This is a genomic window from Opacimonas viscosa (genome assembly GCF_024199005.1).
Taxonomy (GTDB): Bacteria; Pseudomonadota; Gammaproteobacteria; order Enterobacterales; family Alteromonadaceae; genus Opacimonas; species Opacimonas viscosa.
Map to the genome: position 1 here is coordinate 1 of NZ_JANATA010000251.1, position 251 is coordinate 251.

Genomic DNA, 251 nt, shown 5'->3' on the forward strand with positions numbered 1-251 from the left:
TGGGACTAAGCCCGTCAGACTCGTCAATCGATGCTATCTGGCACCTGGCCGAATATACCGAGGAAATCCTGACTGCAACGTCGCGACTGGCGGTGTCTTACAATATAAACATTATCGCAGGTTCCATGCCGGTAACGGAAGAAAGCGAATTGTACAACGTCAGTTACCTGTGCAAACGTGACGGCACCATTGAGAGCCAGTACAAACTCCACCCTACCCCGCATGAGAAGAAAGACTGGATCATGAAAGGC

Annotated in this window: 1 pseudogene; it reads left to right on the forward strand. The window is 50.6% G+C overall.

Features of this window, described 5'->3' with window-relative positions:
• Positions 1-251, forward strand: a pseudogene (locus tag NLF92_RS13480) (hydrolase); the annotation flags it as partial.